The sequence below is a fragment of the Peptoniphilus indolicus genome, from assembly GCF_900454665.1.
GTDB classification, from domain to species: Bacteria; Bacillota; Clostridia; order Tissierellales; family Peptoniphilaceae; genus Peptoniphilus; species Peptoniphilus indolicus.
This window is the reverse complement of the sequence record NZ_UGTH01000001.1, coordinates 1045234-1070287: the sequence shown is the minus strand read 5'-3', so window position 1 is coordinate 1070287 and position 25054 is coordinate 1045234. Positions and strand designations below refer to the sequence as shown.

The window sequence follows — 25054 nt, the reverse complement described above, 5'->3', positions numbered from 1 at the left end:
GGGCGGGCCTTTGCTGTTTTGATGTTTAAGTTTTTTATTTGTCTATTGTTTTTTATTTCATAAAATTCCTTGAAGTCACGTGCCGCCCCTACTGTTGTTGTTTATATTGATATTTTTAAAATTTTTGATATTTCATTTTATTATGTTGACGGGCGGGCCTATACTGTTTTGTTATTTATATTTATTATTTTTCTATTTTTGTTTTAATTCTTTATTTTTTGTGGATACGTGCCGCCCCTACGGGATTGGCGTTTAATAAAAAGAAAAACACTGCTAAAAATTTCGACTATAATCGATAAATTTTAAAGTATCAGCAATAGCTTTGATTATAATCGATAAATCTATTGTTTTAAGTGCTTTTATCGATTATAATTTATTTTAAGGTGATTTTATGAATTATATTAAAAGAAATAAATATATAAAAAAAATTGAGGGGTTTATTGATAAGCCAATTATAAAAATTTTAACCGGCATGCGACGTGTAGGAAAGTCTACTCTTCTTAAAATTATTAGTGATGAAATTTTAGTTGATGTTCTGCCTGAAAATAAAATACACTTGAATTTTGAGTCTTTGGAGTTAATTAATATTCGTGATGCAAATTCACTGCTTGATTATTTACTGCCAATTATAAAAAATACTTCTGGAAAGATTTATTTTTTCTTTGATGAGGTGCAATTGGTTAATGGATGGGAACGAGTGATTAATGGAATTAATGTTGATGTGGATTGTGACATTTATTTAACCGGTTCTAATTCAACTCTTATTTCTTCTGATTTAGCAACTTTACTAGCTGGAAGGTATGTTGATTTTGAAATTCAGCCTTTTACTTTTAGTGAGTTTTTGGAAATTTTTAGTTATAGTGGTTTATCTAGGGATGAGTTATTTAATCATTTTATAGAGTTTGGTGGAATGCCGTTTTTAAGTTTTTTTGGATTGGATAAGGAATCCAGCTTTAAATATTTGGGGGATGTGTATAATACTGTTTTAATCAAGGACGTGCTACAGTATTATGACATAAGGGATATTGACGTTTTCAATAGGATTTTGTCATATGTAACTGAAAATATTGGGCACACTTTTTCTGCGAATGGGATAAGGAATTATTTTAAAAGCGAGAATAGAAATATTTCGATTGATACTATTTTGAATTATTTAGAGTATTGTAATCGTGCGTTTATTTTAAAGAAGGTTCCGCGTTATGATACTGTTGGAAAGAAATTATTAAAGGTTGATGAGAAATATTTTTTGACTGACCATGGTTTTAGGCAGGCTAAAGGATTTTCAAACAGTAGGGACATTGAGCGTGTTCTTGAGAATATTGTTTTTATTGAGCTTCTTTCTAGGGGATACAAGGTAAAGATTGGGAAGTTAAAGGATAGAGAGATTGATTTTATTGCTGAGAATTCTGAGGGGATTATTTATTTTCAGGTTACCTATCTTATGGAAAGTGAGAGCACAAGGGAAAGGGAGTTTGGGATTTATAAGCAACTAAATGATAATTATCCGAAGTATGTTTTATCTATGGATAAGGTTGATTTTAGTCAGGATGGTATAATTCACAGAAATATTATTGATTTTTTAATGGATGTATAATTATTTGAGCGACAGGGATGTCGCTTTTTTATTTTGTATACGTGCCACCCCTACGGTTTTGGAAATTATCGGTATTGACGGGCGGGCCTTTGCTGTTTTGATGTTTAAGTTTTTTATTTGTCTATTGTTTTTTAATTCATTATTTACCTTGCATATACGTGCCGCCCCTACGGTTGTTGTTTATATTGATATTTTTAAAATTTTTGATATTTCATTTTATTATGTTGACGGGCGGGCCTTTGTTGTTTTGATGTTTAAGTTTTTTATTTGTCTATTGTTTTTTAATTCATTATTTACCTTGCATATACGTGCCGCCCCTACGGTTGTTGTTTATATTGATATTTTTAAAATTTTTTATATTTCGTTTTATTGTGTTGACGGGCGGGCCTTTGCTGTTTTGCTGTTTAAGTTTTTTATTTGTCTATTGTTTTTTTATTTCATAAATTTTCTTGAAGTCACGTGCCGCCCCTACGGTTGTTGTTTATATTGATATTTTTAAAATTTTTGATATTTCATTTTATTATGTTGACGGGCGGGCCTTTGCTGTTTTTCTATTTGAATTTTTAATTTTTTTGTATTAGTTTCAAATCTTTATTTTTATTGTGGATACGTGCCGCCCCTACGTTTATATACACATAATTTTCTTTTGGTATTTGTGGATCCGCCCGTGTAATTAAAAAAAGATAACAATAAAATATCACAAAGGAAATAGTTAACCTAATATATTTTTAAATTGACAATATTGACCCGTGTTGTTAAGATTATTTTAGCAAAGGGGGATTTATTTGGAGAGTAGAATTAAGACTATGAGTTTGACGAGGGTGGCGCTTTTCGTGGCGCTTATTGCGCTTGGTGCGTTTATAAAGATACCGGTTCCCAATATGCCGTTTACGTTACAATTTTTGTTTACTAATTTGGCGGGGATAATACTTGGTTCACAACTTGGTGCGTTGAGTGTTGGGGTTTACATTTTATTGGGCCTTATTGGAATACCGGTTTTTACTGGCGGTGGTGGACCTGCATACATATTGATGCCAACTTTTGGATATTTGATTGGCTTTGTGGTTGGAACTTATCTTGGTGGAAGATATTTAGAAATAAATGGCTATTCTTCAAAGAACATTTTTATATCTTCTATAATCAATTTATTTTTCGTTTATTTATTTGGAATGGTTTATTACTACATGATAAGCAATTTTTATATTGGAACGCCATTTAGTGTAAAGAATGTAATTTTATATTGTTTTTTGCTTGCTGTTCCCGGGGATTTATTTTTATGTCTGGTATCCACTATTTCAGGCAAAAAGATTTTAAAGGCTCTTGGGGGCGCTAGATGAAGGGTTTATTTATAGTAGGAACGGACACTGACATAGGCAAGACTTATGTAACTGCGCTTTTGTTAAAAAAGATGTTGGAAGTTGGAATGAACGCAATTTATTATAAGGGGGCGCTTAGTGGAGCTGAATTGGTTGATGGGAAATTAGTTCCCGGAGATGCTGCTTATGTAAAAGAGATTTCAGGTATTGAAGAGAGTGTTGAAAATTTGGTGCCTTATGTATATGAAACTGCAGTTTCGCCGCATTTAGCAGCTCAAATTGAAGGGAATGCAGTTGAGCTTGGAAAAGTTGTCGAGGGATATAAAAGGCTATCTGAAAAATATGATTATGTTGTAATGGAAGGTAGCGGCGGAATTATCTGCCCGATAAATTATGGCAAAAATACACTTATGCTTGAAGATTTTATAACTGAGTTAAATTTACCATCTATATTGATTGCTGATGCAGGTCTTGGAACTATAAATCACACTTTTTTAACGGCATATTATATGAAACAGAAAGGTTTGGTGTTAAAGGGAGTTATTTTAAATAATTATGACGGAAGTTTAATGCAAAGGGACAACTTGAAGATGATTGAGGAGTTGATAGGTGTTCCTGTTATTGCAAAGGTTGAGCATGGAAATACGGATTTGGATATTGAAGAGAGTGTTTTAAGGGGATTATTTTAAGTATGGACGTTGAAAATTTACAAAGGAAAGATTTGGAGTACATTTGGCATCCTTGTTCTCAGATGAAAGATTATGAGGAGCTTCCTCCTATTGTAATTGAAAGTGGCAAGGGTGTTATGTTATATGACATAGAGGGAAAAGATTACATAGATGTTGTGAGTTCTTGGTGGTGCAATCTCTTAGGGCATAGGAATGAAATTTTAAATCAAAGATTGATAGATCAGCTTGAAAATATTGAACACGTAATATTTTCTAATTTCACACACAGACCGGCGATAGAGTTGTGTGAAAGGTTGGCGAAGCACTTACCTAAAGGGCTTAAAAAGTTTAATTTTTCTGATAATGGCTCTGCAGCGATAGAATGTGCGTTAAAGATGAGTTTTCAATACCATTATCAAACCGGAAACAAGCACAAGAAAAAATTTATGTGTCTTTCTGATGGATATCATGGAGAAACAATCGGGGCCCTTAGTGTTGGAAGTTTGGACTTATATGCGAAGATGTACAATCCCATTTTAATTGACACTATAAGGATAGAAGCTCCGGATTGTTATAGGTGTCCTTATGGCAAAGATAGGGACAGTTGTAGTGTAGAGTGTTTTGAAAAAGCTGAACAGGCTTTTAAAGAGCATGGAGATGAAACTTGCAGCATAATTGTCGAACCTATTTTACAAGGCGCAGCCGGGATGAAAATTTACCCGGCAGAGTATTTGTCAAAGCTTAGAAAATTATGTGATGAGTATGATGTTTTGTTGATAGCTGATGAGATTGCAACCGGGTTTGGAAGAACGGGAAAGTTTTTTGCGGTGGATAATGCCGGAATAAGCCCTGATATAATGGCGATTTCAAAGGGACTTACCGGTGGTTACATGCCTATGGCGATAACTATAACTACTGATGAAATCTACAATGCGTTTTATGCAGAGTACAACGACCAAAAAGCATTTATGCATTCTCATACTTACAGTGGGAACTCTCTTGGGTGTTCTGTTGCTCTTGGAGTTTTGGATATTTTGGAAAATGATAAGACAATAGAGAAGGCGCAAGTCACTGCTGAGTACTTACACAGAAGATTTTGTGAGGAATTTTTAAATCACAAAAACGTTGGCGAAATAAGACATGTTGGCTTGATAAATGCGATTGAGCTTGTAGAAGATAAAGGAACGAAAAAAGGTTTTGATTCTGAGCTGAGAGTTGGTTACCAAATTTATAAGAGAGCGCTTGAGTATGGATTGGTTTTAAGGCCTCTTGGGAATGTTTTATATTTTAATCCTCCACTTATCATAAACGAAGCTGAAATTGATTTGGCAATAGAGAGAATGAAAAAAGCTGTTGGAGACATATTAGAATTTTAGAAATACCCTTCGGGGTATTTTTTTATGCAACTATTTAGAAAATTTTCAAAATAGAATTGACAAATTATTTTGATGGATGTACTATCTATTTAGATAATATTCTAAATAGATTAGAGGGAGGATGAAATGTATAAAAATCATAATTTAAAAATTTTTATTTTGGGGATGTTTTGTTTTTTAATAACACAGATGTTGACTAGATTGCCAATTTTAAAATACATATATTCGACTTTCGAATACTCTATTTTTGAAAGTGAAAATAAAATTTTAACCTATATTCTAATTGCATTAAGTGCTGGAATATTTGAAGAAGGGGGGAGATATATTTTAAGAAGATATTTTGTAAAGAGTAATTATACTTTATCTGAACCTGTTATTTTTGGGTTAGGGCATGGAGTAATGGAAGTAATTATGGTAGTGGGAATAATTTTATATTCAAGCACAGACATTACTGTTGATATAGTTTGGATAAATATTTTTGAAAGAATATTAGCTATTATTTTCCACGTGTGTATGACGGTTATAATTTGGAGAGGTTTTATTTTGAATAGAGAAATTAAATTTCTCTTAGTAGCAATTTTTATGCACTTCATATTTGATTATCTAATTTTTATAGCGCCATTATTAAATTTGAATTTTATTGGGCTATATGTTACATGGATGGTAATAGATTTGGGATTGTTGGCATATATATTTAAAATTAAGAAAATTTGGAGGTAAGTATGAAGAAAATTTTATTTGGTTTAATGATGGCATGTTTGTTAGTGGGTTGTAGTTCAGCGAAAAAAGTGGAAAACTCAGACAAATATATAAACTTGGGGCAAGAAGTAATTAAATTTTTAAATCAAGGTGATTTCGAAAAAGTTAAAGAAAATGTAACTGAGGAAATGAAAGAGGCGCTTAATGTTGAGACGTGCGATAAAATAGTTCAGGATTTGTCTAAAAATGGAGAGTTTGAATCTTTTGGCAAAAATGAGGTTGTATCGAAAGAAGATAAGAAAGAAAATCATATATATTTTACAGTTGTACAAGAGGCAAGTTATAAAAATGCTAAGGTTATTTTTACTATAACTTTTGATGAGAATGATAGATTAGGAGGCCTCTATTATAAATAATAAGGAGAAGTGTTTATGAGTTTAGAAAAGACTTTTAAGGCTCTTGCCGACAAAAACAGAAGAGAGATTTTAAGTCTTTTAAAGAAAAATAGTTTAACGGCAGGGGAAATTTCTGAGCATTTTGATATGACTAATGCAACTTTAAGTTATCATCTTCAGATTTTGAAGGACGCCGGGCTGATTTTTGATGAGAAAGATAAAAATTACAGAGTGTATTCTATGAATGCTTCTGTTTTTGAAGAGGTTTTGGCTTATTTTTTTGAGTTTAAGGGGGATGGATATGAGAAATAAAAAGAGTGTAGTAATTAGTTTTTTGTTGTTATTAGTTCCATTGATTTTAGGCGCAATATTTTATAACAAGATGCCGGATATGTTGCCTACTCATTTTGGGTTTGATGGAACTGCTGATAAGTATTCTTCTAAGGCAAGTGCTCTATTCAATTTTCCTCTGATAATGGTGTGTGTTCAAGCTTTGTTGATTTTTCAGTTGAATAAGGATCCACGAAAGAAATATCAAAATGAAAAGCTATATGTTGTATCTCTTTATATTATTCCGATTTTAACTCTTGTGATCAGTGTAATAACTATAACTATTGGATTGGGAGCAAAGGTTGATGTAAGTAAAATTGTCTTTATAATGATATCTATTTTATTTATTGTGATGGGCAATTTTTTGCCTAAGGCAAAGAGAAATTACACAATGGGAATTAGAAATCAATGGACGTTGAGCAGCGATTATATTTGGGAGAAAACTCACAGGGTTGCAGGGTTTAGTTTTGTATTATCAGGAATTTTCGGACTTATTTGTGCTATATTTTTAAAAAATTCAGCATTTGTTATATTTGGGATGATTATTCTAGCTGTAATAGTGCCTACAATTTATTCTTATATGTTGTATGAAAGAGAGCAAAGAGGGGTTAAGTAGGGAATTAGTTGTTTTATCAATTAAATGTAGGGGCGGCACGAGTGTAACGAGGTTCGCCCGCATTTTATAAAATTTCGTTTTTATTTTTTATTATATTGTATGGGGTTATTTGATATTGGGTTTGGCGGGTCGGCCTCATGCTTACGCATTCGTGCGCCCCCTACGATTTTTGTAAATCATAAAAATTTCATTATGCGTTTTGCGAGGTGTACTTGCGAAAGACAAATAAAATGGATAGTTTATGATTTTATATTGCTTAAAAATTAAATTAAAGTTTATTTAGAATGTGGTTTGAAATTGAGGAAATATTAATTGACAGAATACAAATATTAATGTATATTTAGTCGAGGAAGAAATTACTTTTAATTTAGTGCGGGACGCTAAAAAGGTAAATGTATATCTTTTTGGCTTAGTGCGCTCCAAGTGAGGAGGAAATATGCTAAGACATTTAATACAACCGTTAGATTTTACAACTGAAGAGTTTGATGATTTATTTAGACTGGCAAATAAGATTATACAAAATCCTGAAAATTATTTGGATGTTTGTAAGGGGAAATTATTGGCCAGTCTTTTTTTTGAGCCTTCTACAAGAACAAGATTATCTTTTGAGTCTGCAATGCTAAGACTTGGGGGACAAGTTGTTGGGTTCTCTGATGCGAAAGTATCTTCAACAGCCAAGGGAGAGTCTTTACAAGACACCATAAGGACTGTGGAAAATTATGCTGATATATGCGCAATGAGACATCCTAAAGAAGGCGCGGCACTACTTGCGGCTAAGGCAATGACAAGAATGCCTATAATCAATGCCGGAGATGGAGGACATCAACATCCAACTCAAACTCTTGCTGATTTATTGACCATAGATTATTACAAAAAAAGATTTGATAATTTGACAATAGGTGTTTGTGGGGACTTAAAATTCGGAAGGACAATACACTCTCTTGTAAGGGCGATGAACAGATATGAGGGAGTGAAGTTTGTGTTCATATCTCCTGATGAGTTGAGAATGCCTAAGACTTTCAAAGATGAGATTGCTAAAGAAAATTATATTGAAACTTCTGATTTATCTGAGGCAATTAAGAATGGACTAGACATATTGTATATGTCAAGGGTTCAAAGGGAAAGATTTGTATCTGAGGAAGAGTATTTAAGACTAAAGGACTTCTTCATTTTGGATAAGGAAAAGATGAATTTGGCTAAGGAAGATATGATAGTTCTCCATCCGCTTCCAAGGGTAAATGAAATTTCAACGGAGATTGACGACGACCCAAGGGCTGTTTATTTTGAACAAGCCAGGTTTGGGATGTATGTGAGAATGGCGCTTATAATGTTCTTATTGGGATTGGAGGCTTAAGATGATAAATGTATCAAAGATAAAAAAGGGGATAGTGCTTGATCATATTGAAGCCGGAAAGGCCAAGGTTATCTACACTGCGCTTAAGTTAGACCAAGTTAAGGACCCTGTAGTTATAATGCAATCTATACCGTCAACTGCAATGGGCAAAAAAGATTTGATAAAGATTGAAACTGATTTTGAACTTGATTATACTGTACTCGGCTTAATTGCTCCAAGAACTACTGTAAATTTTGTAGAGGGCGGAGAAAGAGTCAAGAAAGTTAGACTTGAGTTACCTAAAGAAGTTGAAGGTGTAATGCAGTGTAAGAATCCAAGATGCATCAGCAATATTGAAAAGGTAAAGGACCACAAATTTACTTTGGCAAATGCTGAAACTGAAGAATATAGATGTGAATACTGTGATTCACTTACTAAATATAACGAGTAGATATGGCAAGAGTAATATATAATAAACACATAGATTTAAATTACTACTTGATTAAGATAGATCAGGTAGATGATGTAAAACCGGGACAATTTTATATGCTTAGAGCGTGGAACAAGTATCCTACGCTTTCAAGACCGATTTCAATATATGATGTTGAAGATGACGGGATAGTGTTCTTTTATGAAGTAAGGGGAGAAGGGACGAAGATAATAAGGGATTTAAAAGTCGGAGATGAGATAATGGCTGATGGCCCTCATGGAAATCATTTTTGCTATGAAAATATAGATGAGATTTCTTTGGTTGGGGGTTCTGTTGGAGCGGCTCCTTTTTATTATTTAGTTAAGTGCTTGAAGAAAGAAAATCCTGAAGTTAAAATAGATTTTTATATTGGAGAGAGAGAAACTCAAAATCTTGAGAAGGCATTTGAAGATTTGGAAGTAAATTTTATAATCAAAAAGGGTGGACTTATTACTGAAGTTTTAGAATTTGATAAGAAGTTGATATACACTTGTGGTCCAAGTGCAATGATGCAAGCCGTTGAAAGTTTGGGGACACAAAATGGCTGCAAGGTATATGTGTCTTTAGAAAATCGTATGGGCTGTGGAGTTGGAGCGTGTCTTTCTTGTTCATGTAAAACCAAAACCGGAAATAAGAGAGCGTGTGTTGAAGGACCTGTATTTGATGGGAGTGAATTGGTATGAGAACTGAAGTTGAAATTTTTGGGAAAACTTTAAAGAATCCACTGCTTCCGGCTTCAGGCACTTATGGTTATGGAGAGGCATACGAGAGCTATTATTCTCCAAGTGAATTGGGGGCTCTAATATCAAAGGGAATAACATGGAATCCAAAGCCGGGCAACGAAGGAATTAGGATTTGGGAAACTCCTAGTGGCATCTTAAATTCAATTGGACTTGAAAATCCGGGAATACATGAATTTTTAAATGGGAAGCTTCAAAAAATGCAGACCTTAAATGAAAATATTATTGTAAATCTTGGTGGAAATACAATTGAAGAATACATCAACAGTGTGGAATTGTTAAATGAACACGATTTTTTTGCAATAGAGTTGAATATATCTTGTCCTAATGTCAAAGAGGGGGGAATGGCTTTTGGAATAGAGTCTGAAACTGCAGCTGAAGTTACAAAAATTGTAAAAGCTCATACAGAACATAACTTGATTGTAAAGTTATCTCCCAATGCACGAGATGTTGTAGAGTGTGCAAAAGCTGTTGAAGAAGCGGGAGCAGACAGTGTATCACTAATAAATACCGTGCTTGGAATGGCTATAGACCCTTATGCAGAGAGGACTGTATTTAACAATGTATACGCCGGGCTTTCAGGACCTGCTGTAAAACCTATTGCGCTTAGAATGGTGCATCAAGTTGCAAAAAATGTGAGCATACCTGTGATAGCGGCCGGAGGGATTTCCACCGGGCTTGATGTAGCAGAATTTATGATGGCAGGTGCCACACTTGCTCAAATAGGTACGGCTAATTTTATGAATCCAAATGCAGTAATGGATATTTTAAAAGATTTTGAAGAGTTTTTAAAGGGGAAAAATATAACAGCTAAGGATTTAATTGGAATAGTTTAAGATAGAAATAGTTAATGAGAGTTAACTATTTTTTATTGCAAAAGTTATTGTAAAAAATTGTCCAAAAATTATATATTGTGGGTAATATAAAATATATTAGTTTTGGGAGGTAAGCATGAAAGGGATAGTTATATATTCATCTAAGACGGGAAACACTAAAAGAGCTGCAGAGTATATATATGAAGGATTAAAGGATGTCGCTGAGATGGATTTAGCCAGTGTAGATGAAAATAAAAAAATTGATGATTATGATTTTGCACTTTTAGGAGGGTGGATAGATAAGGCACTGCCGGATGGGAAGATTAAAAAGGTCCTAGATAAGACAAAACAAAAAAATTTGGGTTTGTTTATGACACTTGGAGCTATGCCGAATTCTGAACACGGACTCAAGGTAAAAGAAAATTTGGAAGCTATGTTAGTTGATAAAAATTCTCTTGGAGAGTTCAGATTGCCGGGATTAGTAGATCCTATTCTCATAAATAAATTAAGAGGATTTGCAGCGAAGGTGATTCCGGCAAAAATAAGGGAACAAATGATTGAAGCCGGGCTAAAGTCCAGAATGGCAACTGAAGAAGAATTAGAAGAGGCTGTTTTATATTTTAAAGAGAATTTAAAAAAAATAATGTGAGCTTTAGGTTTTTAATGTTCTGTATTTTGAGAATATTAAAAACCTAATTTATTTTAAAAAGTTAATTTAAATTAAATACAATTGATGAACACTATATTTTTTAAAAAAGGTAAATACTATGTGGTATAATTTAATTGAAAATGTATTTTGAAATTTTTTATAGCATTATTAAGATTTATCAAAAATTCTCCAGAAGTCTTTTAAAAATAGAGGGTGTGGGGTATAATATTTTACGGTAAGTCGTTTGCAAATAGATGAGGTGATGTGTTGAGTTTTTCATTTGATGTAAAAAATGAGTTGGCGAGGATTAAACTCAACGATCTTGCAGATATTATTGCCGAATTATCAGCTTACATAAGAATGTGTGGAGCGCTACAACTTTCAGGAGATGGGATAAGGGTTAGGTTTAACACAGAGAATGCTGCAATCGGTAGAAGGATTTTCACTTTTTTGAAAGACTTCTATTCTAAGGATGTAGAGGTTAAGATATCTCAATCAAGACAATTAAAAAAGAATAATATATATACGATTGTGCTTGAGGATGAAAATGCTTGTAAGCTTCTATTTTACGATTCCGAGTTTATAACCGGTGAAAACGTATTTGTACAGAGCTATTCTCCATACAGAGTAATTAGGTGGGATAGTGCAAAGAGAGCTTATATTAGAGCTGCGTTTTTGGGAGCGGGCTCAATTTCCAATCCGGAGAAGTATTATCATTTGGAGTTTGTTTCAAATAACGAGGAACATGCAAACTTCGTGAGTGATATTTTAAATGAATACTGCTTAAATTCCAAAGTCATAGCGAGAAAAGAGTATTTTATAACTTATATAAAGGGTGCGGAACAGATATCTGATTTACTTAGCTTGATGGGTGCTCAAAGGTCTATGCTCAAGTTTGAAGATATCAGAGTTTATAAGGACTTAAATAACAATGTAAATCGCTTAGTTAACATGGAAAGTGCCAACTTGAACAAAATAGTAAATAATTCTGTAAAACAGGTTATTGATATAAATTTAATAGAAGAAAAACTTGGGTTGAATTCTCTACCTGAATCTTTGCAACAAGTGGCAAGGTTGAGGTTGGAAGATGAGTCTCTAAGTTTGAAAGAAATTGGTATGATGCTAGACCCAAAAATAGGAAAGTCTGGAGTAAACCATAGATTTAACAAGATAAGAGAAATTGCAAATGAAATAAGAGGTGAACAAAATGGTTACAAAGAAAGTAACATTGAGTAATGAAGATGGGTTACATGCACGTGCAGCAGCATTGTTTGTGAGAACAGCCAACAGATATAAATCAGAAATAACTCTCACAGCAAGAGGGGAATCTGTAAATGCAAAAAGTATCATAGGGATTATGTCTTTAGGGGTATTTAGTGGTGAAGAAATCACCATTACTTGCGATGGTGAAGACGAGACTAAGGCAGTTGACAATTTAATAGACTTGGTAGAAAATAAATTTATAATGATATAAGTTGATAGAGTTTTAATATTAATATTAAAACTCTTTTTTAGTATAAATTATAGAAGAGGGATAATTTGAATGATTTTGTACACCTTCATGTCCATAGTGAATATTCACTTTTAGATGGGTCTTCGAGGATTAAAGAGTTACCGAATAGAATAAAAGATTTGGGAATGAATGCTGTTGCACTCACAGACCACGGGAATATGTATGGAGCGATTCAGTTTTATAAGGCCTGTAAAGAGGCGGGAGTAAAGCCGATAATGGGATGTGAAGTATATGTAACAGAAGAGAGTTATTTAAAATTTGACAGGAGCAACAAGAGATACCATTTAATATTATTAGCTGAAAACAACGAAGGCTTTAATAATATTATGAAGATAGTTTCTGAAGGTTTTGTCCACGGTTACTACTATAAACCTAGAGTAGACCACGAAGTTCTAAGGAAGTATAGCAGGGGAATAATTGCCACTAGCGCGTGTCTTGCCGGGGAAGTTCAAAGGAAATTGCATTCCGGAGATTATGATGGAGCAAAAGAAACGGCTCTTAACTATCAAGATATTTTTGGAAAGGGAAATTTCTTTTTAGAGTTACAAGATCATGGAATCTTAGCTCAGAAAAAAGTGAACCAGCTTTTGAGAAAGTTATCGATTGAAACGGGGATAGAATTAATAGCTTCAAATGATGCTCATTATTTAAAGCAAGAAGATGCAAGCGCACATGACGTTTTGTTGTGTATTCAAACAGGAACTGTTATAAATGCGGAAAAGAGAATGAAGTTTGAGACTGAGGAATTTTATCTAAAGAGTTACGAAGAAATGGCTCAAATATTTCCAAATGATTTACAAGCTCTTGAAAATACTGTGAAAATTGCAGATAGGTGTAATGTTGAAATAGAGTTTCACAATTTACACTTACCGCATTTTGAAGTTCCTAAAGGGTATGACAATGTAAGCTATTTGAGAAAACTTGCAGAGGACGGTTTAAAAGCCAGATATAGAGATGTTACGGACGATATAAAGAAGAGATTTGAGTACGAATTCAACACCATAATAACTATGGGATATACTGATTATTTTTTGATTGTATGGGACTTTATAAGGTATGCAAAAAGTGTTGATATTCAAGTTGGTCCCGGGAGAGGTTCAGCAGCGGGGTCAATAGTTTCGTATGCGCTTGGAATAATTGATATAGACCCGTTGAAATTCAATTTGCTATTTGAAAGATTTTTAAATCCGGAGAGAGTTTCGATGCCGGATATAGATATAGATTTCTGCTATGAGAGAAGAGAAGAAGTAATTGAATATGTAATAAGAAAATATGGTGCTGAAAATGTAGCTCAAATAGTAACTTTTGGTACATTGGGTGCAAGGGGTGCCTTAAGAGATGTTGGTCGCGCCCTGGACATAAGCTATGGAAGAGTGGACTACATCGCCAAACAAGTTCCTGAAGAACTTAATATGACAATTGAAAAAGCTCTTGGAATGAGTCCGACTTTAAAAAAGGAATATGAAACTTCTGATGAAACCAGGTATTTGATAGATACGGCTTTAAAGCTTGAAGGACTTCCAAGGCACACCTCAACTCATGCGGCAGGGGTAGTAATTTCAAAAGATGAAGTTACAAATTATGTTCCGCTCACGAGAAATGGAGATATAATAGCTACTCAGTTCAACATGATCGAGCTTGAAGAGCTTGGACTTTTAAAGATGGATTTCTTAGGGCTTAGAACTCTTACGGTAATAAGAGATGCTCTGAAGTTAATTGAAGAAAATCATGGGATAAAGATTGATTTTTCTCTTGTGGAATTGAATGACCCGAAGATACTTGAGATGTTTGCAAGAGCTGAAACTCTTGGCGTATTTCAATTTGAATCTCAGGGGATGAGAAATTTCTTGAGGGAATTAAAACCGGACGCTTTTGAAGATTTAGTTGCTGCAAATGCTCTGTTCAGACCGGGACCAATGAGTCAAATTCCAAAGTTCATAGAATCTAAGCATAATTCCGAACTGTTGTCCTATCCACATCCTCTAGTCGAAGATATTTTATCCACTACTTATGGGTGCATTGTATATCAAGAACAGGTTATGCAAATTGTTCAAAAAGTAGCCGGCTATTCTCTTGGACAAGCTGACTTGTTAAGACGTGCCATGAGTAAGAAAAAGATGTCTGTAATGGAAGAGGAGAGACAAAACTTCATTTATGGTAAGGAAGAAAATGGCGAATTGGTTATAGCCGGAGCTATAAGAAATGGAGTAGATGAGAAGACTGCCAATAAAATCTATGATTTAATGATAGATTTTGCAAATTATGCATTTAACAAGTCACATTCTGTTGCGTATTCGGTAGTAGCTTATAGAACGGCTTATCTGAAATATTATTATCCGGTTGAGTTTATGGCGGCGCAGATAACTTCGTTTATGGGAAGAATGTCTCAAGTTTCGCTGTATGTAGAAGAGTGTAAGAGGCTTGGAATAGATATATTGCCACCTGATATAAATAAGAGTTTTAAAAAATTCACTGTTGAAGATGGAAAGATAAGATTTGGGTTAAAAGCTATTAAGAATATGGGCGAGAACTTTATCGATGCTGCTGTTGAAGCCAGAGAAAAGGGTGGAGAATTTATATCTCTTAACGACTTTGTAAAGAGAGTTGCTGAAATAAATCCGAGTGCAGTAAATAAGAGAGCCCTGGAGTATTTAATAAAGTGCGGAGGGCTGGACTGTTTAGGAGGAAACAGAACTCAGTATTTGGCAGTTTACGAAAAAACTGTTGACAATGTATTGGGTACTCTTAGAAATAATATAAGCGGACAGTTTTCAATTTTTGAAGAACAGAAAATGGATGAGGAACTACCAAGACTAAAAGATTTCACACAAAAGGTTAAACTTGAATTAGAGAAAGAAATATTGGGAATATATATATCAGGGCATCCGTTGGACGATTATGTAGAGTTGATAAACAGAATGAGTTCTACAAATTCAAACCGAATTATGGAAGAGTATTCTATGAATACAAATTTAATTATGAGAAATTTGAGAGTTGCAGGTATAATAAAGAGTAAGCGAATTCTCATAACTAAAAACAAAAAGATGATGGCATTTGCAACTCTTGAAGATATTTTAGGGCAAATTGATTTGGTTATTTTTCCAAATGTATATGAAAAGTACATGGATATTATTGTCGAAGAAAATGTCGTGTTGGTAGAGGGGCATATACAAGCGTCTGAAATTGAAGAGCCTAAGATATTGGTGGACTCAATAAGTCTTTTGAAAGATTATGAAGATGAGTTAAAAAGTGTTAAAAAGTTGTATTTGAGTTTGAGAAGTAAAGAATCAAACTTGCTAAATTCTGTTAAAGCTGAATTGGTAAAATATTCTGGAGATATACCTGTAATATTTTACTTTGAAGATGAGAAAAAAGCTTACGCAACTGAAAAGAAATATTGGATTGACGAGAACAGAGCGGAAGATTTGAGAAGTGGTTTGAAAGCTTATATTGGTGATGGAAATAAATTTATATTGAGGTAATTATGGGGAAAATAGCTATACTTACAAGCGGTGGAGATGCTCCGGGGATGAATGCAGTTATAAGAGCTGTGGTTAGAACTGCAATTTACAAGGGAGTTGAAGTCTATGGAGTTAAGAACGGATATGAAGGCTTGATAGATGGGAATTTGATAGAGATGAATGAGTCTTCTGTGGCGGATATAATTCACAGAGGGGGGACAATCCTCGGGACTTCAAGATCAGAGAGATTTATGACTGAAGAGGGACAATTAAAAGCTATAAATATTTTAGAAATATTTGGGATAGATAAGTTAATAGTGGCCGGTGGCGATGGAAGTATGAAAGGTGCAATGGCACTTTCAAAACACGGCATTGACGTGATGGGTATTCCGCTTACAATAGATAATGACATGGGATATACAGATTATACAATTGGATTTTTTACGGCAATTACAACTGTAATGGATGCAATTTCTCACATAAGAGATACTACTGAATCTCACGGCAGAGCGAATGTTGTTGAGGTAATGGGAAGAAATTGTGGGGATATTGCCCTATATGCCGGAATAGCTTCCGGTGCTGAAAATATATTAGTTCCGGAGAGGGAGTTTGATTTAGATGAAATAGCTAAAAAAGCTTTGGTTGGGAAAAATAGAGGCAAGAGACACCACATCATAATTGCAGCAGAGGGTGCCGGAAATAGTTTTGAAATAGCAGAAAAATTTGAAGAGTTAACGGGAATAGATACTAAAGTTACTATTTTAGGTTACATTCAAAGAGGGGGAAGCCCTAATGTATCCGATAGGATAATGGCCTCTGCTATGGGAAGCAAGGCTGTGGAGTTTATTTGCGATAATGAAGGTAGTCATGCAATAGGTATTAAAGATGGAACTGTTGAAGTATTTGATTTAGAAGAAGCGCTAAATACTAAGAAAGAGTTCAAAGATGATTTAAAGCATATACTTGAAGTGACATCTATTTGAGGAGATTTTATGAAAAAGACTAAAATAGTGGCAACAATAGGCCCGGCAACGGAATCAAAGGAAATATTAAAACAACTTTTTACAGAGGGAGTTGACGTTTGTAGACTTAACTTTTCTCACGGGAGTCACGAAGAACATCAAGTTAAAATTGATAGAATAAAAGAAGTTAGGGAAGAAATGGGTCTTCCGGTGGCGATAATGTTAGATACAAAAGGCCCTGAAATAAGACTTGGGCTTTTTAAAGATTCTATGGAAGTTCGTCTTGAAAGCGGAGACAACTATACACTCACAAATAGAGATGTTGAAGGGGACGAAACTATAGCCTCTATATCGTATGCCGATTTACCTAGAGACATTACAGTTGGCTCAAGAATACTTATAGACGATGGGTTAGTTGGTCTCAGAGTACTTTCAAAGACAGATACAGATATCTATACAGAAGTTGAAAATGGAGGGGTAATTTCTCAAAGGAAGGGAGTTAACGCTCCCGGAGTGGACTTAAAATTACCTCTATTAAACGATAAAGATAAATCTGATATAATTTTTGGGGTTAAAAACGATATAGACTTTATCGCAGCGTCTTTCGTAAGAAGTAAAGAAGATGTGTTGGAGATTAGAAAAGTTCTTGAAGATGCCGGAAACTATGACATTAAAATTATTTCAAAGATAGAGTCGGAACAAGGGTTGGCTAATTTAGACGAAATACTTGCCGTTTCTGATGGTATAATGGTTGCCAGAGGGGATTTGGGAGTTGAAATCCCAACGGAAAGAGTTCCCCTTGCTCAAAAAGAAATGATTAAAAAATGTAATATTGCCGGCAAGTCAGTAATTACTGCAACTCAAATGTTGGATTCTATGATGAGAAATCCAAGACCTACCAGAGCTGAAGCAAATGACGTTGCAAATGCGGTACTAGATGGGACAAGTGCGGTTATGTTATCAGGGGAAACTGCAAGTGGGAAATATCCGCTAAATGCTGTAAAGGTGATGAGAGAAATTGTAGAAGTGACAGAAGATTCTATAAATTATCAAGAGCTTTTAGAAAAACAAATTTCTGAAATTTCAACTTCTGTGACAAATGCAATAGGAAAGAGTACTTGTACAATAGCTCAAGATTTAAGCGCAAAGGCAATTATTACAGCGACGACATCAGGTTCTACAACAAGGGCGATTTCAAAGTTCAGACCTAAGTCTACAATAATAGCTGCGACAACTTCAGAGAGAGTTAGAAGACAACTTGCTTTGACATGGGGTGCAGTTTCAATATTGGTGCCGGCTTTAAACACAACAGATGAAGTTTTCAAAAATTCAATAAACAGAGTTATTGAAGAAAAGCTTGTTGAAGAAGGAGACGTAGTAGTAATTACAGCAGGGGTACCGGTTGGTCTTTCGGGTTCAACAAACTTGATTAAAGTACAAACTATAGCAAAGGTACTGACTCAAGGTACAGGCATTGGAAAAGAGTTGGTAACTGGAAGAGCTGTGGTAGTAAACTCGGTAAATGATTTAATCAATAATTTTAAAGAAGGCAACATACTTGTTGTGTCAAATACAGATAAAGAGATAATTTCATTTGTTGAGCGTGCGGGTGGAATCATAGCTGAAGCTGCCGGATACACTTCACATGCGGCAATTACTGCAATAAGTTTAGGTATTCCAACAATTGTTGGAGCTGATGGAGCTCTTACAAGGATAAACACCGGGGATATTGTGACAATAGACCCTTCAGAGGGAACGGTTCGTAAAGGAATATACTAATTCTTAACTATTGAAACAAAATTGACTCCTAACTGTAACTGTATTAGAGTTGATATACTGTTTATGTAGGTTAGAATATATGATAAGGAGATGATTACAATGAAAAAGAAAATTTATTCATTAATGCTTGTACTTACATTTTTAATAACATTATCAGTGAAAGTAGAAGCTAGAACAGAGTATGCAACATTACCAAGATTTGATGTCACACTTAACGGACAAAAAGTAGATAACACATATGCTGAGTATCCACTTTTAGTTTATAAAGACATCACATATTTCCCAATGACTTATCACACATCAAGATTTTTAGGTGTTGAAACAAATTGGAGCGAAGCAACAGGTCTAAAGATAAATAAGACAGGTATTGCAGGAAAGTTTGAATTCTATCAAACTAATGTTAAAAACAATGACAAATATCAAGTTTCAGTACCTGAATTTGCAATTGCGGTAAATGGTAAATCTATAAACAATAGAACAGAACAATATCCACTTCTAACATTTAGAGATGTGACATATTTCCCAATGACTTGGAGATTTGGTGTTGATGAATTTGATTGGGACTATGACTTCTCACACCAAAAAGGATTGGTAATCAATTCTAAAAAAGCTGAAATAACAAAATCTGATATAAAGATTGAGGGAAAGAAAAGTAAATTTGAAGACTATTCAAAGACTGAATTCTACAATGGAAATTACTATGTTGTTAAAACAGATGGAACTTCTTACAGATTATTTAAAGATAGTTTGATAGGAAATAAATCTGAACAAGTTTCAGACATGGAAATTAAATCATTTATCCGTGAAGGAAATAAGTTACTATTTTCTTCTGTAGATGGATACTATAGCTATGATTTAGAAAAGGGCAGAATAAGCAAAGAATCTTCAATAATCAACAAAAATATATCAGCAGCTACAGCTATCAACCTTGGCAACACAACTTTCTATGTAGAAAGCAAAGATGGAACAGTTTTAACTGAAAAGGGCGAAAAAGTAAACAACGGAGCAGCTTATATGAGCGCTACTAAAGTTGGAGACTACACAATAATAAGATTTGCTTCAAAGGCAAATTCTGATAAGAGCCAAATTTATGATAGAACTGGTAGAATGGTTTACAACACTGATAAAGAAGTAGTAGATGCAAAAATGGAAGGTTATCAATTAAACTTTACTATTAAAAATTCAAATGGTACAGACAGCCAAAGAATTTCAATAAGATAACATATGACGGTTATTGCTTAAAAAGAGTAATAGCCGTTTTTATTTTAATTTTTTTAAAATTGGATATAAATTCAATCAGAATAAAAGGACTGAGAAGAGGGCAGAGATGAAGTTTAATAGTGAACTTGTTGAGAAAGAATTCATTTAATAAAGAGGTTGCAGAAGTTGCATAAAAACATAATGGAAATCTATGGGTAAAAAAACTGCAGCGATTTTTATTGGATTAAGTGGGTGATGTGGAGTGATTGTGAAGCACCATACACTTTGTCGGTATTTGTATATATTTCTTTATTCCAAAAAATATTTTATATAAATCTTATCAAAAAAGTTACAAAAATATATAATTGGGTAAAAAATAAAATATATGAAAAGAGGTGAGACTATGGATGCGATATACACCTACCAAGGGGCAGTTTCAAGTGAACTTGAACAGATCAAACCTTTTGTTGAGGATGTGTTAAAGCGAATAAAAGAATATATATTTGATGAAGAAACAATTTTTGATTTGAAATTAATTCTTGACGAGTTGGTGGTGAATGGAGCATTACATGGTAATGAACTCAATCAAGAAAAGTATGTTTATTTAAATGTTGTACTAAAAGATACTTCTATCACTATAAGAGTAGTAGACGAGGGATGTGGAATTATAGAATATTCTTCAAATGATTGTTTTAATAGTGAAAAATGTAGTGGAAGAGGGCTCATATTAGTAGAAGCACTGACAGATAAATTAGTTTTTAATAAAAATGAAGTAATTGTTTTGAAGCACTTTTAATATTATAAATATTTTTAGCTAAATCACCTTATTTAAGGTGATTTTTTATATACAAATAAACAAGCTGTGATATAATTTTTAGAGATTGGAGTGAAAAGATGAATAAAAGAGACGATATAAGAAATATAGCTATTATTGCACACGTAGACCACGGCAAGACAACTCTTGTAGATGCATTATTAAAACAATCAGGTATTTTTAGAGAAAATCAAGTTGTAGAAGAGAGAGTAATGGACTCGAATGCAATAGAAAGAGAAAGAGGAATTACAATTCTTTCAAAAAACACATCTGTAATGCATGATGGGGTTAAGATAAACATAATAGATACCCCGGGGCATGCCGATTTCGGAGGAGAAGTTGAACGTGTATTAAAGATGGTAAACGGGGTTGTCCTTTTAGTAGATGCATTTGAAGGACCGATGCCTCAAACTAAATTTGTTTTAAAAAAGGCATTTGAATTAGATTTACCGGTAATTGTTGCAATAAATAAGATAGATAGACCGGGAGCCAGACCTGAAACTGTAGTAGATGAAGTATTAGATTTATTTATAGATTTAGGAGCTAGTGATGACGCTCTTGAAAGTCCTCACGTATTTACATCAGCAAAAGCTGGAATAGCAAAGCTTGATTTAAATGATGAGACAACAGATATGAGTGCTCTATTTAATACCATAATCGATTATATACCGGCACCTGATTATGACGTAGAAGCACCTTTCCAAGTTTTAATTTCAACTATAGACTACAATGACTACGTTGGTAGAATTGGAGTTGGAAAAGTTGAAAGAGGACAATTTAACCAAGGTGACACAGTAGTAATAGTAAACAAGGAAAAACCTGAACTATGCAAGAAAGTTAAGATAACAAATATATATGAATATGAAGGACTTGAAAGAGTACCGGCTGAAACGGCAAAGGCGGGAAGTATAGTTGCAGTTTCCGGAATTGAGGATATAAACATAGGAGATACAATAGCTTCTACAGAAGATCCAACCCCATTGGAGTTTGTAAAGATTTCAGAGCCTACACTATCTATGAATTTTTCAGTAAATGATTCTCCATTTGCAGGACGTGATGGTAAATTTGTAACATCAAGGCAAATTAGAGCAAGACTTTTCAGAGAACTCCAAACAGACGTTGGACTTAGAGTTGAAGATACTGATTCAACAGATTCTTTTAAAGTTTCAGGAAGAGGAGAACTTCACCTTTCAGTCTTAATTGAAAATATGAGACGTGAAGGATATGAGTTCCAAATTTCTAAACCGGAAGTTCTTTACAAGACTATAGATGGAAAATTACATGAACCGATGGAAATTGTTACGATAGACGTTTCAAATGAACACGTTGGGAGCGTAATAGAAAAACTGGGAAGACGTAAAGCAGAACTTGTTTCAATGCAAGAGCCAACAGGCGGATATGCAAAACTTGAATTTAAAATGCCGGCACGCGGATTAATAGGATATCGCTCAGAATTTATGAGTGATACAAAGGGAAATGGTATATTAAATACACTTTTCTTAGATTATGAGCCATATAAGGGGGATATACCAAGACGTATGGATGCTTCAATAGTATCTTTTGACACAGGTACAGCATCTGCTTACGGACTTAACAATGCTCAATCAAGAGGAGACTTATTTGTAAAACCTTCAGAAGAAGTATATGAAGGCCAAGTTGTTGGGCAATCTCCAAAGGGCGTTGAAATTGAAGTTTCAGTAACTAAGACTAAGAAACAAAGCAATGTCAGAGCTTCAGGGGCAGATGAAGCGCTCAAACTATCTCCAACGGTAGATATGTCTTTAGAAGAAGCTCTTGAATTTATTGAAGATGATGAGTTAATAGAAGTTACTCCGGTAACTTTTAGAATAAGAAAGAAAATTTTAAATTCACAAATAAGATATAAATCTAAAAAAAATAAGTAGGTGGTAAAGTGTTTACACCATTTTTTAGCATGGATAGAGTGGTTAGTTTCTTCTCTGCGTATGGAATAATATTTATATTAAACTTAGTTTTTTCTGTGATAATTATTTTTACAGAGAAGAGAAAACCAACATCTACATTGTTATGGGTCATGGCAATTAATTTTTTACCAATAATAGGATTCATACTCTATTTGATATTAGGACAAGACCTTTCAAAGATAAAAATTTTCGACAAAAAAGAGAAAATTGAAAAGAAGATGTACTATATTGCAAGAAACCAAATAGCTACATTGGAAAGAGAAGTTGAAAAAGGCGAAAGTATATATGGATATTTGGATATGATTCATATGTTTAACATGGGTGAAAATGAAATAATGTATTCCAACAATCAAATTGAAAGATTTATAGATGGGGAAAGTTATTTTAAAACCTTGATAGATGATATTAAAGCGGCAAAGACTTCAATTTATATCCAGTCATATATTTTCAAATCTGATAATTTGGGAACAGAGATAATAAATCTTTTAAAAGAAAAAGCTAAACAGGGATTGGAAGTAATCTTATTAGTAGATGGTATGGGTGGAAGAAAATTTAAGAGCAAGGATAGGAGACAACTTGCTGAAGCTGGAGTAAAAGTGGAAGTATTTTTTCCGGGAATTTTTAAAAACATCAATACGCGTATCAACTACAGAAATCATAGAAAGATAATTGTAATAGATCATAAAATTGGATATGTCGGAGGATACAACATAGGAGATGAATATATTTCAAGGAGCAAAAAATTTGGATTTTGGAGAGATACTCATCTTAGAATAGTTGGAGATGCTATAAGAGGGTTAGAATTTAGATTTTATCTAGATTATAAATTTGCATCTGGTAAAAGAGCAAGCATGGCGCCAATGACATTTATTAAAACTGAAAAAGATTTGGCGTCCAAAGGTTCAGAAGTTTGTATAGTTACCAGTGGACCGGACACAAAAGTTGACTCTGTTAGAAACGGATATGAAAAGCTGATAACAAAAGCAAAGAAGAGAATTTTTATACAAACTCCATACTTTGTTCCGGACGAAGGACTTTTTAAATCACTTAAAGTCGCAGCTCTTTCAGGAGTAGAAGTAAATATAATGATACCGAGAATAAGGGACCATATATTCGTACATTGGGCTTCACTTTCTTTTATTGGAGAGTTGTTGCATTGGGGCTGTAAGGCATATTACTATGAAGGCGGTTTTATGCACAACAAGATAGTTATTTCAGATGATGTAGTATCAAGTGTGGGCACTGCTAATTTTGATATAAGAAGTTTTGAATTAAACTTTGAAGTAAATGCATTTATTTTTGATAGAGACATGAATGCTAAATTAGTTGAAGACTTTTATAGAGACGTTGAGAGCTCAACAGAAATAACATTGGAAAATTACAAAAACAGACCTTGGCATATAAAGGTGAGAGAGGGTTTCTCAAGACTTTTATCGCCAATACTCTAAGAGGATAGAATGAAATTTATAATGAAAATATTTTTGATAGTTGTAATTGCAATTACAATAATGAACATTGTTGACTTTAGAAAGTATGTGCATGTGGACAAAATGGATGGAGTCAAAGTTCTAGAGCCATCTAAGAAATAAATTACAATAAGAGGTTGTTATCCTAAATTGGTGACAATCTTTTATTTGTAGGATACGTTTAATAGATTTATTAAAAATTTGATAAATATATTTGAAGAGAATGAAATTTAGCAAACAGGTTGGAAAAATGGTAATTAAAAAGATGTCATAACAAAAGGTGCCAAGACAGTTGTAATTGAAAATGGCGGCAAAACAGACACTGAAAATTTAAAAAAATATATAGATTAAAAAGGCAGGTATCTAATTTGATATCTGCTCTTATATTTTTGGAAGGTAGAAATTATCTTTATATGCTCCTTCAATTTTAAGTAGTTTAACTTTTTTGTCGATACCACCGGCATACCCGGTTATGCATCCGTCACTTCCGACAACTCTGTGACAAGGAATTATTATTGAGATTGGATTGTGACCTATGGCTCCGCCAACAGCTTGAGCTGACATTTGTTTTAAATTATTTTGTGAAGATATTTTTTTAGCTATTTCACCGTAAGTTGTTGTAGTTCCGTATGGAATATCCATCAAGAGTTTCCAGACTTTTATTCTAAAGTCAGTGCCTTTTAGCTTGATAGAGGGTGTAAAGTTTGGGATTCCACCATTAAAATAAATATCCAACCAAGATTTAGTGGTCTCAAAAATTGGAAGGTTATTTTTTATAGCATTTGATTTATGGAGTTCTTGATAGTATTTTGCGTTGACATAAGATAAATTTATTAAATTCTCTCCGTCACTAAACATAAACATTTCTCCGATAGGTGAAATATAATTTTGAATGTAGTTCATATATCCTCCTTCC

General features: G+C 33.8%; 24 protein-coding genes. 23 read left to right on the top strand and 1 reads right to left on the bottom strand.

What is annotated here, in order from left to right; translation table 11 throughout:
* Window positions 1–391: 391 nt before the first annotated feature.
* The 23 genes from DYE58_RS05200 (at window position 392) to DYE58_RS11550 (ending at window position 24261) form a co-directional block, all read left to right on the top strand.
* Window positions 392–1594 carry an ATP-binding protein gene (locus tag DYE58_RS05200; RefSeq protein ID WP_004823434.1) on the top strand — a complete coding sequence of 401 codons (1203 nt, stop codon included), beginning with the start codon at window positions 392–394 and terminating at the stop codon, window positions 1592–1594.
* A gap of 785 nt (window positions 1595–2379) precedes the next feature.
* A complete protein-coding gene (locus tag DYE58_RS05195) occupies window positions 2380–2931 on the top strand; it encodes a biotin transporter BioY (protein ID WP_245946054.1) in 552 nt (183 codons plus the stop codon).
* Window positions 2928–3599 carry a dethiobiotin synthase gene (gene bioD / locus DYE58_RS05190; RefSeq protein WP_004820212.1) on the top strand — a complete coding sequence of 224 codons (672 nt, stop codon included), beginning with the start codon at window positions 2928–2930 and terminating at the stop codon, window positions 3597–3599. The genes DYE58_RS05195 and bioD overlap by 4 nt, the downstream gene beginning before the upstream one ends.
* A gap of 2 nt (window positions 3600–3601) precedes the next feature.
* Window positions 3602–4954 carry an adenosylmethionine--8-amino-7-oxononanoate transaminase gene (bioA, locus tag DYE58_RS05185; RefSeq protein WP_004820215.1) on the top strand — a complete coding sequence of 451 codons (1353 nt, stop codon included), beginning with the start codon at window positions 3602–3604 and terminating at the stop codon, window positions 4952–4954.
* A gap of 126 nt (window positions 4955–5080) precedes the next feature.
* Window positions 5081–5674: a YhfC family glutamic-type intramembrane protease gene (locus DYE58_RS05180; RefSeq protein ID WP_004820217.1), complete on the top strand. Its 594-nt coding sequence runs from the start codon at window positions 5081–5083 to the stop codon at window positions 5672–5674.
* Between the two features lie 2 nt (window positions 5675–5676).
* Entirely contained in the window at window positions 5677–6069 is a 393-nt protein-coding gene (locus DYE58_RS05175; protein WP_004820219.1) for a DUF3887 domain-containing protein, read from the top strand.
* A 15-nt stretch (window positions 6070–6084) separates the two neighbouring features.
* On the top strand, window positions 6085–6360 hold the full coding sequence (locus DYE58_RS05170) for an autorepressor SdpR family transcription factor (protein WP_004820221.1): 276 nt from the start codon (window positions 6085–6087) through the stop codon (window positions 6358–6360).
* Window positions 6350–6994, top strand: a complete 645-nt coding sequence (locus DYE58_RS05165; RefSeq protein ID WP_040552241.1) for an SdpI family protein — start codon at window positions 6350–6352, stop codon at window positions 6992–6994. The genes DYE58_RS05170 and DYE58_RS05165 overlap by 11 nt, the downstream gene beginning before the upstream one ends.
* A gap of 436 nt (window positions 6995–7430) precedes the next feature.
* Window positions 7431–8348, top strand: coding sequence for an aspartate carbamoyltransferase (pyrB, locus tag DYE58_RS05160; protein WP_004820224.1), 918 nt, complete (start codon window positions 7431–7433; stop codon window positions 8346–8348).
* A gap of 1 nt (window position 8349) precedes the next feature.
* Window positions 8350–8778, top strand: a complete 429-nt coding sequence (locus tag DYE58_RS05155) for an aspartate carbamoyltransferase regulatory subunit (protein ID WP_004820226.1) — start codon at window positions 8350–8352, stop codon at window positions 8776–8778.
* Between the two features lie 2 nt (window positions 8779–8780).
* On the top strand, window positions 8781–9479 hold the full coding sequence (locus DYE58_RS05150) for a dihydroorotate dehydrogenase electron transfer subunit (RefSeq protein ID WP_004820228.1): 699 nt from the start codon (window positions 8781–8783) through the stop codon (window positions 9477–9479).
* A complete protein-coding gene (locus DYE58_RS05145; protein ID WP_004820230.1) occupies window positions 9476–10372 on the top strand; it encodes a dihydroorotate dehydrogenase in 897 nt (298 codons plus the stop codon). Before DYE58_RS05150 ends, DYE58_RS05145 begins: the two co-directional genes overlap by 4 nt.
* 115 nt (window positions 10373–10487) lie before the next feature.
* Window positions 10488–11000, top strand: coding sequence for a flavodoxin family protein (locus DYE58_RS05140; protein ID WP_004820232.1), 513 nt, complete (start codon window positions 10488–10490; stop codon window positions 10998–11000).
* 264 nt (window positions 11001–11264) lie between these two features.
* Window positions 11265–12236, top strand: a complete 972-nt coding sequence (gene whiA / locus DYE58_RS05135) for a DNA-binding protein WhiA (protein ID WP_004820234.1) — start codon at window positions 11265–11267, stop codon at window positions 12234–12236.
* Window positions 12208–12474 (top strand): HPr family phosphocarrier protein, encoded by a 267-nt coding sequence (locus DYE58_RS05130; protein ID WP_004820236.1) that lies wholly within the window; start codon window positions 12208–12210, stop codon window positions 12472–12474. The genes whiA and DYE58_RS05130 overlap by 29 nt, the downstream gene beginning before the upstream one ends.
* A 65-nt stretch (window positions 12475–12539) precedes the next feature.
* A complete protein-coding gene (locus tag DYE58_RS05125) occupies window positions 12540–15995 on the top strand; it encodes a DNA polymerase III subunit alpha (RefSeq protein WP_004820237.1) in 3456 nt (1151 codons plus the stop codon).
* A gap of 2 nt (window positions 15996–15997) precedes the next feature.
* Window positions 15998–16957: a 6-phosphofructokinase gene (pfkA, locus tag DYE58_RS05120; RefSeq protein ID WP_004820239.1), complete on the top strand. Its 960-nt coding sequence runs from the start codon at window positions 15998–16000 to the stop codon at window positions 16955–16957.
* Between the two features lie 9 nt (window positions 16958–16966).
* Window positions 16967–18715 carry a pyruvate kinase gene (pyk, locus tag DYE58_RS05115; protein WP_004820241.1) on the top strand — a complete coding sequence of 583 codons (1749 nt, stop codon included), beginning with the start codon at window positions 16967–16969 and terminating at the stop codon, window positions 18713–18715.
* A 99-nt stretch (window positions 18716–18814) separates the two neighbouring features.
* Window positions 18815–19936 (top strand): hypothetical protein, encoded by a 1122-nt coding sequence (locus tag DYE58_RS05110; protein ID WP_004820243.1) that lies wholly within the window; start codon window positions 18815–18817, stop codon window positions 19934–19936.
* Window positions 19937–20318: 382 nt separating this feature from the next.
* Window positions 20319–20711: an ATP-binding protein gene (locus DYE58_RS05105; protein ID WP_115312079.1), complete on the top strand. Its 393-nt coding sequence runs from the start codon at window positions 20319–20321 to the stop codon at window positions 20709–20711.
* A 98-nt stretch (window positions 20712–20809) separates the two neighbouring features.
* Window positions 20810–22633, top strand: coding sequence for a translational GTPase TypA (gene typA / locus DYE58_RS05100; RefSeq protein WP_004820245.1), 1824 nt, complete (start codon window positions 20810–20812; stop codon window positions 22631–22633).
* Between the two features lie 8 nt (window positions 22634–22641).
* Window positions 22642–24120: a cardiolipin synthase gene (gene cls / locus DYE58_RS05095; RefSeq protein WP_004820247.1), complete on the top strand. Its 1479-nt coding sequence runs from the start codon at window positions 22642–22644 to the stop codon at window positions 24118–24120.
* A gap of 9 nt (window positions 24121–24129) precedes the next feature.
* Complete coding sequence (locus tag DYE58_RS11550; protein ID WP_004820249.1) at window positions 24130–24261, top strand: hypothetical protein; 132 nt, start codon at window positions 24130–24132, stop codon at window positions 24259–24261.
* A gap of 258 nt (window positions 24262–24519) precedes the next feature.
* Here DYE58_RS11550 and DYE58_RS05090 read toward each other — a convergent pair whose 3' ends face one another.
* Window positions 24520–25041, bottom strand: a complete 522-nt coding sequence (locus DYE58_RS05090; protein WP_004820251.1) for a methylated-DNA--[protein]-cysteine S-methyltransferase — start codon at window positions 25039–25041, stop codon at window positions 24520–24522.
* Window positions 25042–25054: the final 13 nt, after the last annotated feature.